Raw genomic sequence first — 18,257 nt, forward strand, 5'->3', positions numbered from 1 at the left:
ATTGAATTTTAATTTTCTTAAAATGTATATGTTTTATTGAGGTTAAAATCTTTATTACTATAATTTTAAAAGTTATTTTCACCCACTTAAATATTGTTAAAACTTTAATTTTTAAAAACCACTTTTTTAATTAACTCAAACTAAACATTATGAAAAACAAATTACTAAAAGAATTAACGCTCTTACTGTTTCTGTGTTTTGGAAGTAGTATTATCTTTGCTCAAACAGTAAAGGGTACCGTCTCTGACGCTTTAGGACCGGTACCTGGAGCCAATGTTTTAATTAAGGGTACTACTACCGGAACGGTTACTGATTTTGATGGAAATTTTGAAATTTCCGCAAATCAAGGAGATATAATCGTGGTATCCTATGTTGGTTATCTCACTCAAGAGCTTCCCTACACGGGACAAGAAACAATTAACATTACCTTACAGCAAGATGCGGCCTTACTTGATGAGGTTGTTGTAGTGGGTTATGGTAAAACAGTGAAAAAAGAAGATTTAACCGGCGCGGTTTCCGTAGTTGGAGTCAAGGACATAGAAAAATCACCATTAACTAACGTAGATCAAGCCTTACAGGGTAGAGCATCTGGTGTTCAAATAACTCAGAGTTCTGGAGCTCCGGGGGCAGGATTTAAGATTAGGGTAAGAGGTAGCAACTCCATTACGGGTAACAACTCACCTCTTGTCGTTGTGGATGGTCTTATTGATGTGGACATCAATTCTGTTAATCCTAGTGACATTGCATCTATAAGTGTTTTGAAAGACGCCAGTTCCTCAGCTATTTATGGAAATAGAGCCGCAAACGGTGTAATAATTATTACTACAAAAAAAGGTACAATTGGAAAGCCGATTATTGAATTTGGAACATACATGAGTTTTTCAGGACCCTCCGACCGCGTTGACTTACTTAGCGTCTCTGAGTTTATAGATTTTGCAAACTTCTTGAATGTAGGCCAGTCAGGCGTTGAATTAGCTGAGTTTAATACCCAGCAAAAAATAAGCGACAGAATTGCAAATTCTGTGGATTATCAGGATGCTGTTTTTAGATCAGCTGCTGTGGCCCAGAATTATCAGCTTTCCTTTAGAGGTGGTTCAGAAAATATGAACTATTTTATTTCTGGAAATTATTTTGATCAAGAAGGTGTTGCAATCAACACAAATTTTAAAAGATATGCTTTAAGAGCAAATGTTAACTCCGATTTAACGGAAAAATTGACCTTGAACACGTCTATTAATTTGACGCGACAAGTAGGATTAAATAATGATCCTGGTTTTGGAGCGGATTTGGCATTAGGAGCAATTGGGTTCGATAAAACAACCCCGATTTTTGATGAAAACGGCAACTATAATCGACAAACGACCGTTACATCAGGAGTGCAAACATCGGTATTGACTAACCCTGTTTTTAGAGCGAATGAAAGTAATGGCACAAGTACCGTAAATAGAGTTCAGGCCAACGTATCGTTAAATTATAATTTATTGAAAAATTTAGATTTTAATATTAGCGGAGGTATAAATTACGCCAATATTGCTGTTGCTACATTCACACCACCAGCAACAGATGCATTAAATATTGTAGCCAATCAGGAGGCGATTAATAACAATAATACGCAGTATGCCTTTAGGCTTAATTATAATAACACATTCAACGAGAAGCACAATATAGAGGCATCAGCTATTTATGAGGAAAGACAGAGTACAAGTACTAATTTTAATGCAAATGGATCTGGTTTTTTTACCGGAAGCACAGGGTTTGATAATTTAGGCTTGGCAGACACCCAAACTATTGGAAGTGGAACTTCTGAACGTAACTTAAGATCTTTAATAGGTAGGGCCACTTATAATTTTGACTCTAGATATTTAGTTACTGCTTCTATTCGTTATGATGAGTCTAGTGTATTTCTTAAAGATCAAGGAGGTGTTTTTCCATCATTTGCATTAGGATGGAATATAAATAATGAAGATTTCTTCGAATCCGAAACCATTAGTAATTTAAGACTCCGTGGCGGATGGGGACAAACCGGAAATGAACTTATAGGAACTAGTGATGCACTCAACTTATTGAGAAATAATCCTTGGCTTCCTTTTGGTGGAAATGGTGGCGGATATACTGCAATATTGCCAGGCACCAGACTTGCTAACCCTGACTTAACCTGGGAAACCACTACTCAGACAAATATCGGATTAGACTTAGGGATTTTAAATGATAGATTTAGCTTGTCCTTTGAATATTATGTAAAGAATACAGAAGATTTATTATTAACAAGGTTAGTTCCTCGATTTACAGGTAGGGTCGATCAGGTAGTAAATGCGGGTGAAGTTGAAAATAAAGGTTTTGATTTGACATTGTTTGGAAGAATCATACAAAACGACAATTTTAACTGGGAAATGAGCGCGAATATTTCGAGTAATAAGAATGAAGTTAAAAGTTTAATTGGGGGTGAAACAGAAATTTTCCCTGGCTTAGTGGCTGGGCCAAATATTCCAGTACCTACTATAGTACGAGTAGGTGAACCAATTGGGACATTCTATGGTTTTGTTTATGATGGTGTTGATCAAAATACCGGAGAGGCTATCTATGCAGACACTGATGAACCTAATAATCAAGCTATTATTGGAGATGCAAACCCGGATTTTACTTATGGTATCAATAGTAACATGTCCTATAAAGGCTTTGATTTGAATATATTTATCCAAGGCGTTTCCGGTAATGATGTATATAATAGAGGAAGAGCACTCATACTGGGTCGTGATGGTCGAATTCCTTTTGGTACATCAGCAGAGTTAAGAAATACTTGGTCTGCATCAAATACATCTGGAACACTTCCTTCTTTGCTAGCAACTAATGTCCAGAATGAATCTTCCGAATTTATTGAAGATGGGTCATTTTTAAGACTTAAAAACATATCTTTAGGATATACATTAAGAGACGTTAACGCTCTTAACACTATTGGAGCGGAATCTCTGAGACTATATGTAAGTGCACAAAACTTATTTACGATTACCGATTATTCTGGTTTGGACCCAGAAGTTAATAACGGAGGGCAAGACGACAGACTTGCTGGCGTGGATATAGGGGCATTACCTACTCCAAAAACATTTACTTTAGGTTTAAACTTAAAATTTTAAAAAAATGAAAATGAAAAAACAATTAACAAAATCTATAAGAAAAATAGTGTATCTATCTGTTCTTATAGTAAGCTTTATTTCTTGTGATGATCTCCCAGTAGACACAAAAGGAGAACTGGCGGCAGAACAATTTTACAGTAGTGTTGCCGATATTGAATCTGGAACTTTGGGAGTGTATTCCGTTCTTTTGGACAAATTATTTGCCAACAGTGAAAATTACTGTCACTTTTGGGCTGCAGATGATAGAACTGCGGTTACAGGATCAAATAAAACTTTTTATTTAGAGTTTGACCAAATGGTACCTTTAGCAACGAATGCATGGCAAACTAATGGTTGGAATCAATTGTGGGAAATAATAGGCGCGGCGAACACATTTTTAGATAATGAAGAGCAAATGCGTTCTTTCGTTGAAGGAGAGGATTTAGAACTTTTGGAACGATCTTTAGGAGAGGTTCATTATTTACGTGGATTGATATACTTTGAGTTGGTAAGAACTTGGGGTACAGTGCCGTTAATAACATCTCAAGCGGATATTACTGGGCAAGAGCCACTGGCTACTTTTGACGCGATTTACGCTTTAATTATTGACGATTTAAAGTATGCCAAAAATAATTTAGGGCCAACATCCGTTAACGGTACCTACAGAGCCAATAAATGGTGGGCGCAGTCATTATTAGCTAACGTATATTTAACAAGTGCAGGTTTTCCATTAAAGAAGACAGAAAATTATGCATTAGCAGCAGCTGAGGCTAAACAGGTTATTGACAACGGTCCATATGATTTAGAAGAAGAATACGGCGGTATTATGGGCAAGCGAGAAAACAATCTTAGCGAAAATGGCAACACAGAAGCTATTATAGCCTTTCCCGCTTTCGTTCCTTTAGATGGCTGGAGTGCTGGAAACTACCAGGCTGAGGCTATCTTATTTGGTGATAAGGTCGTAGAAAAAACGTTTTATGCAGAGTTCCCTGAAGGCGTTCGTAAAGATTTCACTTTTGATAATGTCGGTGGCGTTATTCAGTATTCTAAAGAAAAGTTTGGTGAACAAGATTTTGGAAGTGTAAACAAAGATATTAATTACCTCCGCTATCCTGAATTGTTATTGATTTATGCTGAAGCTCAAATTAGAGCGACTGGAAATAATTCTGACTCAAGCGCCCTTACCGCTCTGAATGCGGTAAGAGAAAGAGCCGATTTGCTTCCTCTAACTTCAGCTACTTGGGAAGATGTTGTTTGGGAAAAGGCTTGGGAATTAGCCGGAGAATGGACAAGATGGTATGATATAATAAGAACCGAGACATTGGATGAGGTTAATGCCATTCGTTCATCAGAGGAGCCAGCTCAATTAAGTTCAAGTCCAACACTTACAGAATCATTTCCATGGAGCCCAATTCCAGCAAATGATGTAAATATTAATCCAAATTTGGCAAAATAAATAAGTTCTAATTTTTATTTATTTAGAAACCTTCATCTTATTTATTCGAATAGGCTGAAGGTTTTTTTAATGGTTTAAATAAATATTGCAAATGAAACTACATATTATGTTGGTAGCGCTAGTGTTTGTAGCCTGCAGTGCCCCAACAAAGGAAAACAAACAACTTTTAAATCTGCTATCTCCAGAAATTACAGGTATTAATTTTGTAAATGAAATAAGGGAAACAGAAAAAGTAAATTATTTCACCTATCCGTATTTATATATGGGAGGCGGTACGGCTATTGGTGATTTTAATAATGATGGATTGGAAGATATTTTTTTTACTGCAAACCAAAATGCGAATAGGTTATTTATCAACAAAGGCAATTGGCGGTTTGACGATATTACCCAAAAAGCTGGTGTTTCAGGAGATGATAGATGGTATACCGGTGTCTCTTTAGTCGATATTAATGCAGACGGATGGATGGATATTTATCTTTCTGTAGCAGGACGTTCAGAACCCCATGATAACGAACTATACATTAACAATGGCGATTTAACCTTTACAGAAAAAGCCAAAGACTACGGCATAGCAGATAAGGGGTTTAGCTATCAAGGCACCTTTTTTGATTATGATGCCGATGGTGATTTAGACTTATTAGTCATTAATTACACGCCAACAAATTTTAATTCACAACCCGAATACTATAAATACAAAATAGATAATGTGAATCCTTCGGATTCGGATCATTTATATGAAAATGTTAACGGTAAATTTATAGATATAACAGAGGAAGCAGGAATTTCTAATTTCGGCCTTACAATAAGTTCAAGTATCTCCGATTTTAATAATGATGGATTACAGGATATTTATTTATGCAATGACTTTGGCTCACCCGATTTTCTTTACTTAAATAATGGAGATAAAACGTTTAGGGAAGTCTCGACATTAGCAACCAACCACACAGCCATGTATAGCATGGGATCTGATGTAGCGGACTTTGATGACGATGGGTTAATGGATTTTATTCAACTAGATATGAATCCGCCAGATAATTATCGCAATAAAGTAAATATGGCCAGTATGAATATTCCTTTATTCTGGGCACAAGTTGCTAATGGATTGCATTACCAATATATGCATAACGTTCTACAGCTTAATTCCGGTATCATAGACAGTATCCCAAGGTTTAGCGATGTCTCTCAACTAACTGGTATTTCATCTACAGATTGGAGTTGGTCTGTACTCGCTTTGGATATAGACAACAACACCAGCAAGGATTTATTCATTACTAATGGAACAAGAAGGGATATAAATAATCGTGATTTTTTTAATAATGTGGATAAGGGAATGGCATTTGCTTCACCAAAAAGAGTTCTTGAAGAATCAAAAAAAATTCCTTCGGAAGCTATCTCCAACTATCTATTTAGAAACAAAGGCGATTTGAATTTTGAAGACATTTCAAGCAACGCTGGAATTGACCAACCTAGTTTTTCAAACGGCATGGCCTATGGAGACTTGGATAATGATGGGGACCTAGATATTGTAATAAATAATATTGACCAGGAAGCTTTTGTCTATGAAAACACTACTGCTCAAGTAGGAGGCAGCAATTATTTAAAAGTTAAACTTAAAGGGGATTCAGGCAATTTAAATGGAATTGGAAGCAGAATAAAAATTATTACAAACAAGGGTTTCCAAATATTAGACCAAATGCCGGTAAGGGGGTATCAATCTACAGTTTCTAATGTATTGCATTTTGGCTTGGGAAGTGAAAATGAAATCGACACCTTAAAGATAACATGGCCAGATGGAACAGAAACCGTAAAAACGAACCTTGCGGCAAACCAAACACTTATATTAGACAAAAGTGAAGCTGTTAAATCAAAGGGGAATTTATCAAATTCTAATGGCGCATTTTTCAAAAGTATAACGGCTCAGGAAAATGATTTTATAGATTTTGTACATAAGGAGAATGATTTTGATGATTTTGAAGTGCAAATTCTGTTGCCACACAAAATGTCCCAATTTGGACCAGCGATGGTCGTTGCGGATTTAAATAATGATCATTTGGATGACCTATTTTTAGGGGGAAGTTCTGGAAGCGAAAGTGCACTATATTTTCAAACGGAGGCAGGTAAATTCATCAAAGAAGAGAATGAGCTGTTTTTAAAATATATAGATAGTGAAGATGTCGACGCCCTGGCCTTTGACTTCGACAACGATAATGATCTCGACATATATATTGTCTCGGGTGGAAATGAATTTGAACCTAATAATATTAATTATAAGGACCGTCTTTTAATAAATAACGGAAAGGGTGTTTTTTCAGATGGTACCAGTTTGTTGCCTGATAATAGGACAAGTGGCAGCGTAATTAGAAGTCATGATTTTGACAGTGATGGGGATCTGGATATTTTTATTGGAACAAGGCATTTACCCCACAATTACCCTTTTTCTCAGTCTAGTTATATTTATGAAAATGACAATAATCAATTCATAGATGTTACAGAAAAAGTGGCACCAGATTTACAGAGTACCGGAATGATTACTGATGCCGTTTGGGTTGATTTGAACTCAGACAATAAAATAGATTTGGTGATTGTGGGAGAATGGATGGAGCCTCGGGTACTTCTTCAAAATAGTGACGGCCAATTTGCAAAAGCTAATAATGAGGACTTAGGCTTGGAAAATATGTCTGGATGGTGGTATTCCATAGAGAAAGGGGATTTAGATGACGATGGCGACATGGACTTGGTATTAGGGAATCTAGGAGATAATTACAAATATCAAGCAACAGCCACCGAACCATTTAAATTATATGCCAAGGACTTCAATAATTCTGGAAGCACCGATATAGTATTAAGTTACCCACAAGGGGGTAATTATTATCCCGTCCGGGGTAAACAATGCTCTTCACAACAAATACCTGAATTAAAAGAGAAATTTAAGGACTACAATAGTTTTGCTAACGCAGATATTGAGGTCATATACGCGGACTTGGGATTACAGGACGCTTTGGAATTAAACGCGAATAATTTTTCATCGTATATACTGCAAAACAATGGAGGTAAATTCATAAAAAAGAGATTACCCAATTATGCACAAATTTCCTCAATTAATGATATCCTTATTGATGATTTTGATGATGACGGAATAAAAGACGTAATCGTTGCAGGAAATCTATATACTTCTGAGGTGGAGACAACAAGAAATGATGCAAGTTATGGCAGTCTTATAAAATTCACCCAAAACATAGAGAATTTGAGAGCACTCAAGCCATCAGAGACCGGCTTGTTCGTAAGAGGTGACTGTAAGAAAATTAATAAAATTAAAATTGGCGATTCATTTTATGTGATTGCAGCCATTAACGATGCTGCTATTTCCCTGAATCGAATTTTATAAAAGCATCCAATTAAAATTAGGGGTTTAATTCCTAAGGAATCAGGTTTAAAACCTATAATTATAAGTTTAAATAGGATGCCTCTGTAAATTTATTGGAGTAACTAATTTGGGGGAATATTATACCTCAAAATGATAACCACAATCTAAAAATATTATAATTATGACTAGAATTAAAGGGACATTATTTCACACCATTTGTTTATTTATTTTCTCATTTTACATAAGCGCTAATTCTCAGGTAACAGTTACTAAAGAAACTATTAACATACCTACCTATAAGATTGGAAAGCCCAATGTAATGCCTAGATTTTATGAAGGCAAAACACATCAAGGGGTACAACGTAGAGTCTATCCCTATCCAATGGATGATCAGTTAACAACAGTCAAGGAAGATAAGGAATATGATATTCTAACAATGGAAAACAAGTTTATAAAGCTTGGTATTATTCCTTCACTTGGAGGACGTATATATTATGCCCTTGATAAAACCAACGATTATATATGGTTCTATAAAAACGATGTCGTAAAACCTTCTCTTATTGGCATGGTTGGAAATTGGATATCAGGTTCGAATGCTTGGGGTTTTCCACACCATCACGGCCCCAACACTGTAAAACCTATGGATTTCGAGATAGAAAATAATGAAGATGCTAGTAAAACGGTATGGATTGCTAATACGGATAAAAGGCATCGCATGAGAATTTTAGTAGGTTATACCATTTACCCTAATTCGTCCATTGTAGAGATGTCAATTAAACCTGAAAACAGAACAGCGATATCAAATTCTTTTCTGTTTTGGGCGAACCCCTCTGTGCATGTGGATACTACCTATCAGGTTATTTTCCCTCCTTCTGTTCAATATGTTACCCAACACGCCAAAAGGGAAATGACTACATGGCCTATTGCTGATGGAGACTATAATCACTTTGATTATACCAATGTAGACATAAGCAAATGGAAAAACGTAGGTGTGCCCTCATCATTTTTTTCCTGGAACCCAAAAGAAGATTATTTTGCCGGATATGACCACGGCAAGGAAGCCGGAACGGCCTGGATAGGAAATCATCATATCATGCCCGGCATGAAGTATTGGGCCGATGGAAATAACCCTGCGGGTGTTAGAATAAATAAGGGCCTTACGGATAATTCTAGTCAATATATTGAATTGATGGCTGGATTCTATACTGATAACCAGCCAGATTATAGCTGGATTCAACCCTATGAATCTAAATATGGTGTAATGACATGGTTCCCAATACGGGAATTGGGAGGCTTAAAGTATGCGAATAAAAATGGGGCAATAAACATAGAAATTATAGGAGATAGAGCTAGAATTGGTATTAACACAACAATGCCTCAAGAAGATGCAATCGTAACGCTGAGTAATAAAGACAGTTCAATCTATAAAAATATCACTTATATTGGACCGGATCAACCTTTCTTAGAAAGCGTCAAAATACCAAACAATACTTTGGAAGATGATTTAGAAATTACAGTAGTGGACGCTCACGGGTCTCCCCTTTTAAGATTTGCTCCCAGGAATCACCATCCCCCAGCAGAATCCATGCCAGAGCCACTCAAAACACCTGATTCTCCTGAAGAAATCGCAACCATTGAAGAATTATACCTACTGGGCTTAAGGCTGAACCAGTTTTACAGTTCTTACAATCCCATGCCATATTATAATGAGGCATTAAAGAGAGATCCTAATGACTATAGAGTTAATACTCAATTGGGAATTCTTGCTTTAAAAGGAAAAGATTGGAAGCAGGCAGAAGCATATTTACAGAGAGCCGTGGACAGAATTACAATGAATTATACGCGACCTAAAGATGGTGAAGGGTTATACTACCTTGCCCTGGCTCAGCGAGCCTTAGGTAAATCTACTGAAGCTTACGATAACCTCTACAGAGCATCTTGGAGTTCTGCCTGGCATGCTGCTGCTTATTACCAACTCGCTGAAATGGACTGTGAACGACATGAATTCAATAAAGCTTTAAACCATATCGAGAGAGCTTTATCTACAAATGCATCGAATACAAAAGGCATGTTATTAAAAGCAATGATTTTACGTAAGTCCAGCGACCTCAATAGGGCTAAGGAAATAGTAAAAGAGATTATTTCTAAAGATTTACTAAATCATTGGGCATATAATGAACTAATGCTAATTCAAAGAGAGGAAGATGACAAAGACTATATTGATACTAAGAACAAGTTGGTGTCCTTAATGAGAAATGAAGTGGAGTCGTACCTTGAACTTGCTAATAATTACAGCAATAGTGGTTTTATAAGTGAAGCGAAGGAAATTTTATTACGACTGGAAGCAACAGGCAATAGCTACCCAATGCTGTATTACTATTTGGGCTATTATAGCCATCTTCTGGATGAAAATAATGAATCATTGAATTATTACAAAAAAGCGGCTAACATGCCACATGATTATTGCTATCCTTTTAGAGCGGAATCCATATATGTGCTTGAGCATGCCATGCTCACAAACCATAACGATGCCAAAGCCCCTTACTACTTAGGGAATCTGTTTTATGAAGCACAACCAAATCGTGCCATAGAGATGTGGGAAAAATCTATTGAAAGGGACGATACCTTCTATATTGCACATCGCAATATTGGGTTGGCCTATGAGGAGGCGAAAGAGGATAATCACGAAGCTATGAAACGTTATGAGAAAGCAGTAGCCTTAAATTCTAAAGATCCGAGATTACTTTTTGAATTAGATGAAATTTATGAAAAAAATAGAATATCACCAGAAAGAAAATACCAGATTCTCAAAGAGAACCAGGAGACTGCTAGCCTGCGTACAGAAACCTTACTGCGTTTTGCCACTCGTTCATTGGAAGCGGGTAAGTACCAGGAGGCTATAGAAATTATTGAAAGCAACACATTCCCACAACTGGAAGGAGGACGCGAGATGCAAGATACTTACCTGAGCGCTTATACGCTTAGGGGAATGGATTACCTCAACACTAATGCGCTAGACAAGGCAGAGGCAGATTTTAAGAAAATTATTGATTATCCAGTAGGTAGGTTTGGAAGGGCTAGATGGGCACAATTTAATTACTTATTAGGCCTAACTTATGAAAAAATGGGTAAACAGGATTTGGCCATGAGTTACTTCAAGAAAGCTGAAGCGATGAATATTCCATTTAGAGGTGCCGATTCAGAATATATTTATTATCGTGGGCTATCATTAAAAAAGTTGGGAAAGAAAAAAGCAGCGGACGAATTATTTAAAAAACTTCTCGAGTATATTCAGGAGAAGGATAATAGCACATTTTTTACACAGTTTGAAGGAGGCCAATCGGAAGATTTTCGAGTTGCTACTAATCATTATATTACAGGTTTAGCTCATCAAGGTCTTGAAAATACAGCCGAAGCTAAAGCTAACTTCAATAAGGCCCTATCCTATCTGCCCTCTCATATTTGGAGCAGAATTCATTTAAATCAATTAAATTAAAAAGTAAAGACTTAAATTAATTTAAAATTTCGATAACCTTGACTATAAACCATTTAATTCATAAACTTAAGGTGGAATGGATTTTAATCCCAATATCACCGAATATCTTTTGTCAAGTTAATTTGGCAGAGGAAATATTGTCTCTCCCAATATATATGGTAAAGGCACCCGAAAAGGTCCCTATTTTTTTAAAATAGATAATTATCAAGGTTCAAAAAAGGTTATTTATGAATTGGTTTATTGACTGGAAAACAAAGAATACCAATCTTATTATCTTGGCTACAACATTTACGCTGTGTTCTTCTTGTAACAGGTTAGTGAAAACAGAGGTTGAAAGTAAGTTGGAAACGCCATGTTTAAATTATGATTCAAACCAAACGCATATTGTTATTTCCAGAGAAGAATATTATAACAAGCTATATGGGTTTTGGTTGGGACAATGTATAGCGAATTGGACAGGGCTCGTAACTGAAATGGATAAAGTAGGAAATATTGGTGAATTTAAAACAGGACCTTTCTATACAAGAGATGATTGGGGAAAACCTGATGAGCCGAGTATTTGGGATCAAGGTGTTCCAAGCGATTTATCCGCTACAATTGATTTTGTCTTCAGGGATGAGGGTTCGGTTTGGGGGTCTGACGACGATACGGACATAGAGTATATTTATCAGGAAATAGTACTGGCCAATAAGACAGTAATGCTCACTGGCCATCAAATAGCGGCAGGTTGGCTTAGGCATATAAAGAAGGAAGAGGAAAACTATTTGTGGGTTTCTAACGAGAGGGCGTTTAAATTAATGCAAAACGGCATCATACCGCCGGAGACGGGTAACCCGACCAATAATCCTTATTATGAAATGATTGATGCGCAATTGACTACGGAAATTTTTGGTCTGTTTGCTCCTACTCGCCCGGATATCGCATTAAAAATGGCTCACTTGCCAATTCAAACAACAGCAAGGTATAACGCTGAATGGGCCTCAGAGTTTTATGTGGTTATGCATTCTATAGCTTCTAATGTGGAATCCGATACCTCCTTAAAGGAGACTATTTTTCATATGGCTCAGGAGGCTAGGAAAAGACTTCCACATGAATCTTATTCGGCTAAAATGTTTGATTATGTAATGAGCAGATATATTAAAGACATTCCATGGGAACAGGTAAGAGATGAAGTCTATGAAAAATATCAATTAAACCAGGAGGACGGCTATGACATAACTTCTAAAAACCTATATTGTAATGGATGTTTTGCTTCTGGAATTAATTTTGCTTCCAGCATAATCAGCTTGCTATATGGTGAAGGGGATTTAAAAGAAACCATTAAGATAGGGTCATTGGCAGGCTGGGATTCTGATAATCCTACCGCCACTTGGGGCGGCTTATTAGGGTTTCTCTTGGGAAAGGAGGGTGTTGAAGAAGCTTTCGACAGAAAGTTTGCAAGTAAATATAATATACATAGAACCAGAATAGGTTTTCCTAATAACGGTATTGATGATTTTAAGAATATGGCAGAAAAGGGAATAAAAGTTATTGATATGGTAGTTCAAGAGCAGATGGACGGTGTGGTCGATTTAAAAAGAAATATATGGTGCATACCTCGGCACAATGCAAATATTGAAACCGCCAAAGGGGATATGGGTGAAAATTAAAAAAGCAACTAATTTACTTCTTGGTAGGGGACACGCTCTTAACCAATATTTTTTGAAAATCAATGATAGAAACTAAACCAAAGAAAATAATTTTAATCACCTCAATTCTAATTATAGTGGTAGTTGCTCTGTTTGTGGTTTCATATTTATCTAAAAGAGAGAAAAGACGATACACGGAAAATCTATATGAATTGCGTTGCGGTAGTTGTCATTTAGTACCAGCCATAAATAATATTCCTAAACCTTTATGGGAAACTAGGGTGTTGCCGGAAATGGCAAAAAGGATGGGGCTAAAGAATTACATGGATGGCCGTGGAAGTTATTCTTCAGAAGAACAGTATTACATCGAAAAAAATAATGCGTATCCGAAAAAGCAAATGATCGATAGTTTAGAATGGCTTAGGTTGTGCAATTATATATTGAGTATGGCCCCAGAGAGTTTGTCAAATTTACCTGATAGAACACACAGGAACAGCGCCCTGAAACAATTTGACACGTCTTTTATCAGTATAAACACGAAAAAACCACAAGGCGGTATAGTAAATCTGAAATTTGATAGTCGCAATAACAGCTTACTTATTGGTGATGTATTCGGCCAGCTTTTTAATTGGAATGGTAGAGCAAATCCAATACTAAATTTAGAATCGCCAATTATTTCTAGTGTTTCAACAGGTAATTCGCTTATAGCAACAGAAATTGGTATAATGAGCCCGAGTGAGATCCCAAAAGGTGAGCTACACCTAGTACATTCTGATACAATAATTTCCCTTCAAAAGGAACTTCACAGGCCTGTTTATACCGAATGCAATGATCTTAATAATGATGGTAATTCTGAAATTATAATATGTGAGTTCGGACATATTACCGGGGAGCTCTCACTTCTTGAAAAAGAAGAGGGGGTCTACATGAAACGAACACTTTTGGCGCTTCCTGGAAGCATAAAAGTTGAAGTCGTTGACATGAATAATGATGGAAAAAAAGATATCATAGCCTTGTTCGCCCAGGGACGTGAGGGAATTTATATTTTTTATCAGAAGGAAAATTTCGAATTTGAGATAGATCCGGTAATACTTATGGGCCCGGAATATGGTTCAAGTTGGTTTTCATTATTGGATTATAACAATGATGGCCACTTAGACATCCTCCTTGCCAATGGAGATAATGCAGATTATTCTAGGTTTCTTAAACCTTACCATGGCGTTAGGCTTTTTATTAATAACAAGAAGAATGCATTTAAAGAAGAATGGTTTTACCCTATTAATGGCGCAACACGCGTATTGAATGATGATTTTGATCAGGATGGCGACATGGATTTTGCTGTATTGTCATTTTTCCCAGATTTTGATAATGGATTGGAGGAAGGCTTTGTATACTTAGAAAATAATAACGCAACTCAGTATTCCTTTACAGCGCATACCACAATAGCTGCAAGTAATGGAAATTGGCTGGTAATGGAAAAGGGAGATTTCGACAATGATGGCGATATCGATTTAATGTTAGGCAATTTTAGTATGCTTGCATCAAATAAGTTCAAGAGTAAGAAAGAGAACGATCTTCTATTTCTTCAGAATAACCTCTTCAACGATAGAAAATGAGAAAATGTAACAAACCAAAACAATGAATATAAAATGAAATTCAAAATCAAAGATCCAATAGTTATTTTTAATATAGTAGCAATGTGTTGTGTACTATTATCGTGTAATACGGATAACACAAAACACTTTAGCGTACAGTTTGACAGCAATAAGAAAGTTTCAGGGAAAAAATTTGCGATTAAAGATATCAATTCTGAAATTGAGTCAGATTGGAGCGATTATAATTTCGTTAAATTAGAAATAAGAATTACTACACCTCAAAGGTTTCAAGTAGGCTTTAATACAGACTGGGGCTACAATGAGATTAGGGTAATGAGTTATGCACCGGGAGAATGGAATGAACTTGCCATTCCATTGCGGTTTTACACCCAATTACCTGATGCGGCTAACGATATTGCAGGTACAATGAATAAGCCGAGGTACACGGGCTGGTTTAATTTAGGAGGAAAAAGAGGGCCTCTTACAGGTGTTGATTCCATTGGATTTAGAATGCATGTTCCTATAGATAACCCTTCAATTGAAATTCGATCTATAAGCTTACATGTCGAAGACCCGGGAGACGAATATTTGGGTCAAAAGCCAATCGTTGATGAGTATGGTCAGTCTAATCTTATAGATTTTGAAAATAAGATAAAGTCTTTAGATCAATTAAAAGCGGACTGGAAAGCGGAAGATGATGATCTAAATATGGAAGAAGACTACAACTATTCAAAATTTGGAGGTTATGTGAACACTCAATTCGAGGCAACCGGATTTTTCCGCACAGAAAAAATCGATAATAAATGGTGGTTTGTAGATCCTGATGGCCATCAGTTCTTATCCCTTGGGGTCGATTGCATTGGTTCTGGCCGAGGAGGAAATGTCAACAGACTGGATAAACGCTCAAACTTTATAAAGGAAATGCCCCCTAAAGACATTGGATTAAACCCTAATAATCCTAATAGCGTTTCTTTTGGGAAATGGAATTTATTTAGACGATTTGGTGAGGATTATGGCCAGAAATCAAAGAAAATGATTATTAATAGAATGTCCAACTGGGGAATAAACACTATTGCTAATTGGAGCAGTAAGGAGGTAATCGCTATGAATGAAAAACCTTTTATGTTGCAACTTCATGGCCTGGGAATAGATGGTGGTATTATGGGGCTTGCTGATGTTTACGCTCCAGATTTTGTATCCAGAATAGAGACTATTGTGGAGAAAACCGTATCCGAATATAGGGACAATCCCTGGTTAATTGGGTATTTTACTGGAAATGAACCCTCGTGGTTAGGCCAAGAATCACGCTTATGTGATTTAATTTTGGCCTCGGAAGCAGAATTACCTATAAAGAAGGCTCTAAAAGCGTATCTTGTTGTTGAAGACTCAGCCGAAAGACGTAAATCTTTTATTTATGAAACGTTTAAAATATTTCTGGAATCTGTCGATACGGCCATTAATAAATACGACCCTAATCATCTTACTTTAGGAATTCGTTTTGGTAAAATACCGGACAATGACATGTTAGAAATTTGTAAGAAAGTTTTCGATGTGTTTAGCTTTAATTGCTATGACTTAAAACCTCCAACAAGGGATATGGATAGAGTTTCAAATATTATGGATGTGCCCATGATTATAGGGGAATATCACGCAGGAACGGTAAATAGAGGAATGGCTCAAGCTTTGGTGCAAGTTGAAAACCAAAAGGAACGAGGTGTCGCATATCGCTATTATACCGAACATGCATTTAGTCACCCTGGATTGATAGGTGTAGGATATTTCCAATGGGCAGATCAAGATTTAACTGGTAGGTCCTATGATGGCGAAAATTACAATTGTGGATTAGTAGATGTCACAGACCGGCCCTATAAACATATGGTTAATGCAATAAAAAAGACGGCCAAGAAACTCTATCAAGTACACTCACAACATGCGGAGCCGTTTAATCAAAAACCACTTGGAGCGGTAGGATATGAACTGATTCCAGACATTTGGAATGAATAATAATTATTTAGAATTTTTTAATCTATTAAATTGATTTGTATATGAGCCGTACTAATAAAAAAACAATATTTATTGCATTTGTGGTATCACTCGGAGGTTTTCTCTTCGGTTTCGACGCAGGTATTATTTCGGGTGTCATGTCTTATGTGGGCCCCGAATTCGACCTGAACGATATACAAAATGGTTGGGTAGTAAGTTCGCCTACCTTCTCCGCCATGATTGCCATGCTTATATCTGGAAGACTGAGTGATTTTTTAGGAAGAAAAAGAATATTGATTGCTGTAGCTTTTCTTTACGCTCTATCGGCATTGCTTTCAGCTTATGCCATTAATTATCAGATGTTATGGATTGCAAGAATGATAGGAGGTATTGCATTTGGGGCAGCCCTAATTCTGGCGCCCGCATATATTGCAGAAATATCGAGTGCAGAAAATAGAGGGAAATTGGTATCGATACAGCAATTAAATATTGTACTTGGATTTTTCGCGGCATTTCTGTGTAATTATTATTTAAATAAACTCAATATATCAGGGGCGGAATTTTTAAGCAATGAAACTGTTTGGCGTTGGATGCTGGGCATTGAATTCATACCGGCACTTATATATTTTATAATGCTGTTCTTTATTCCTAAAAGCCCAAGGTGGCTCTATTTGAAAAGCAGAATATCTAAAGCCAAACAAATACTCACAGAACTGCACGGTTCTTCTAAGGCAAAATTAGAAATTGAGGCTATCGAGGAAGCAATTGCCAGAGACGCCAATAGAGCGAAAGTAAAAATATGGGATTTGTTAAAACCTGGTTTACGTTTTATTTTCCTTGTAGGTTTAACTCTGGGAATATTGCAACAAATAACTGGTATTAATGCGATATACTTTTATGCGACATCTATTTTTAAACAGACAGGAATAGGAACAAATGCCGCTTTTGCATCTGGAGTTTTTTTAAGCTTAACGACCGTATTATTCACAGTAGTTGCAATTTTTCTTATTGATAGAATGGGAAGGAGACCATTATTGCTATTTGGAATGGCTGGAATAGCTATAAGCCTTATCGTTTGTAGCTATGGTTTTGGAAAAGCAACTTACGAATTGAGTGACGAAGATATAAAAGGTCTTCCTGGTATAGAGCAAGAAAAATTAACATCTGTGGCGTCAGTAACTTTTGATAACGATGTTGATTTCAAAAACGCAATGAAAGAAGCTTTGGGAACAAAAGTATATGCTAAAAATGAAGGCGCTATTCTTGAAGCAGCTACCAATATGAACGCCATTTTAGTATTAATAGGAATTTTGTGTTTTACTGCCTGTTTTGCATTTTCACTTGGGCCCGTAATGTGGGTAATGCTTTCTGAGGTGTATCCAAATAAATACAGAGGTTTGGCAATTGGTATAATTGGATTTGTCAATTCTTTTTGTAGTTGGTTTGTTCAACAAATATTTCCTGTAGAGATTTCAATGCTTGGTAATTCAACGACTTTTTTAATATTCGGAATTATTGCCTTGTTAGGCTTTTTTGTTCTTGTAAAAATACTTCCGGAAACTAAAGGGAAGTCTCTAGAAGAACTGGAATCGGAATTAACTTTCTGATTCAAATAATGATATCTT

General features: G+C 36.5%; 8 protein-coding genes. All 8 read left to right on the top strand.

What is annotated here, in order from left to right:
* Positions 1–149: 149 nt before the first annotated feature.
* The 8 genes from MR054_RS11805 (at position 150) to MR054_RS11840 (ending at position 18,239) form a co-directional block, all read left to right on the top strand.
* Complete coding sequence (locus tag MR054_RS11805) at positions 150–3,131, top strand: SusC/RagA family TonB-linked outer membrane protein (RefSeq protein ID WP_242158027.1); 2,982 nt, start codon at positions 150–152, stop codon at positions 3,129–3,131.
* 10 nt (positions 3,132–3,141) lie between these two features.
* Positions 3,142–4,566 (top strand): RagB/SusD family nutrient uptake outer membrane protein, encoded by a 1,425-nt coding sequence (locus tag MR054_RS11810; RefSeq protein WP_242158028.1) that lies wholly within the window; start codon positions 3,142–3,144, stop codon positions 4,564–4,566.
* A 91-nt stretch (positions 4,567–4,657) separates the two neighbouring features.
* Positions 4,658–7,951: a VCBS repeat-containing protein gene (locus tag MR054_RS11815; RefSeq protein WP_242158029.1), complete on the top strand. Its 3,294-nt coding sequence runs from the start codon at positions 4,658–4,660 to the stop codon at positions 7,949–7,951.
* Between the two features lie 160 nt (positions 7,952–8,111).
* Positions 8,112–11,426, top strand: a complete 3,315-nt coding sequence (locus MR054_RS11820) for a DUF5107 domain-containing protein (RefSeq protein ID WP_242158030.1) — start codon at positions 8,112–8,114, stop codon at positions 11,424–11,426.
* Between the two features lie 227 nt (positions 11,427–11,653).
* On the top strand, positions 11,654–13,075 hold the full coding sequence (locus tag MR054_RS11825; RefSeq protein WP_242158031.1) for an ADP-ribosylglycohydrolase family protein: 1,422 nt from the start codon (positions 11,654–11,656) through the stop codon (positions 13,073–13,075).
* 62 nt (positions 13,076–13,137) lie between these two features.
* Positions 13,138–14,670 carry an FG-GAP repeat domain-containing protein gene (locus MR054_RS11830; protein ID WP_242158032.1) on the top strand — a complete coding sequence of 511 codons (1,533 nt, stop codon included), beginning with the start codon at positions 13,138–13,140 and terminating at the stop codon, positions 14,668–14,670.
* Between the two features lie 33 nt (positions 14,671–14,703).
* Entirely contained in the window at positions 14,704–16,653 is a 1,950-nt protein-coding gene (locus MR054_RS11835; RefSeq protein WP_242158034.1) for a hypothetical protein, read from the top strand.
* Positions 16,654–16,694: 41 nt separating this feature from the next.
* Positions 16,695–18,239: a sugar porter family MFS transporter gene (locus MR054_RS11840; RefSeq protein ID WP_242158229.1), complete on the top strand. Its 1,545-nt coding sequence runs from the start codon at positions 16,695–16,697 to the stop codon at positions 18,237–18,239.
* Positions 18,240–18,257 lie beyond the last annotated feature (18 nt).

It is taken from the genome of Aestuariivivens sediminis, assembly GCF_022662105.1.
GTDB classification, from domain to species: Bacteria; Bacteroidota; Bacteroidia; order Flavobacteriales; family Flavobacteriaceae; genus Aestuariivivens; species Aestuariivivens sediminis.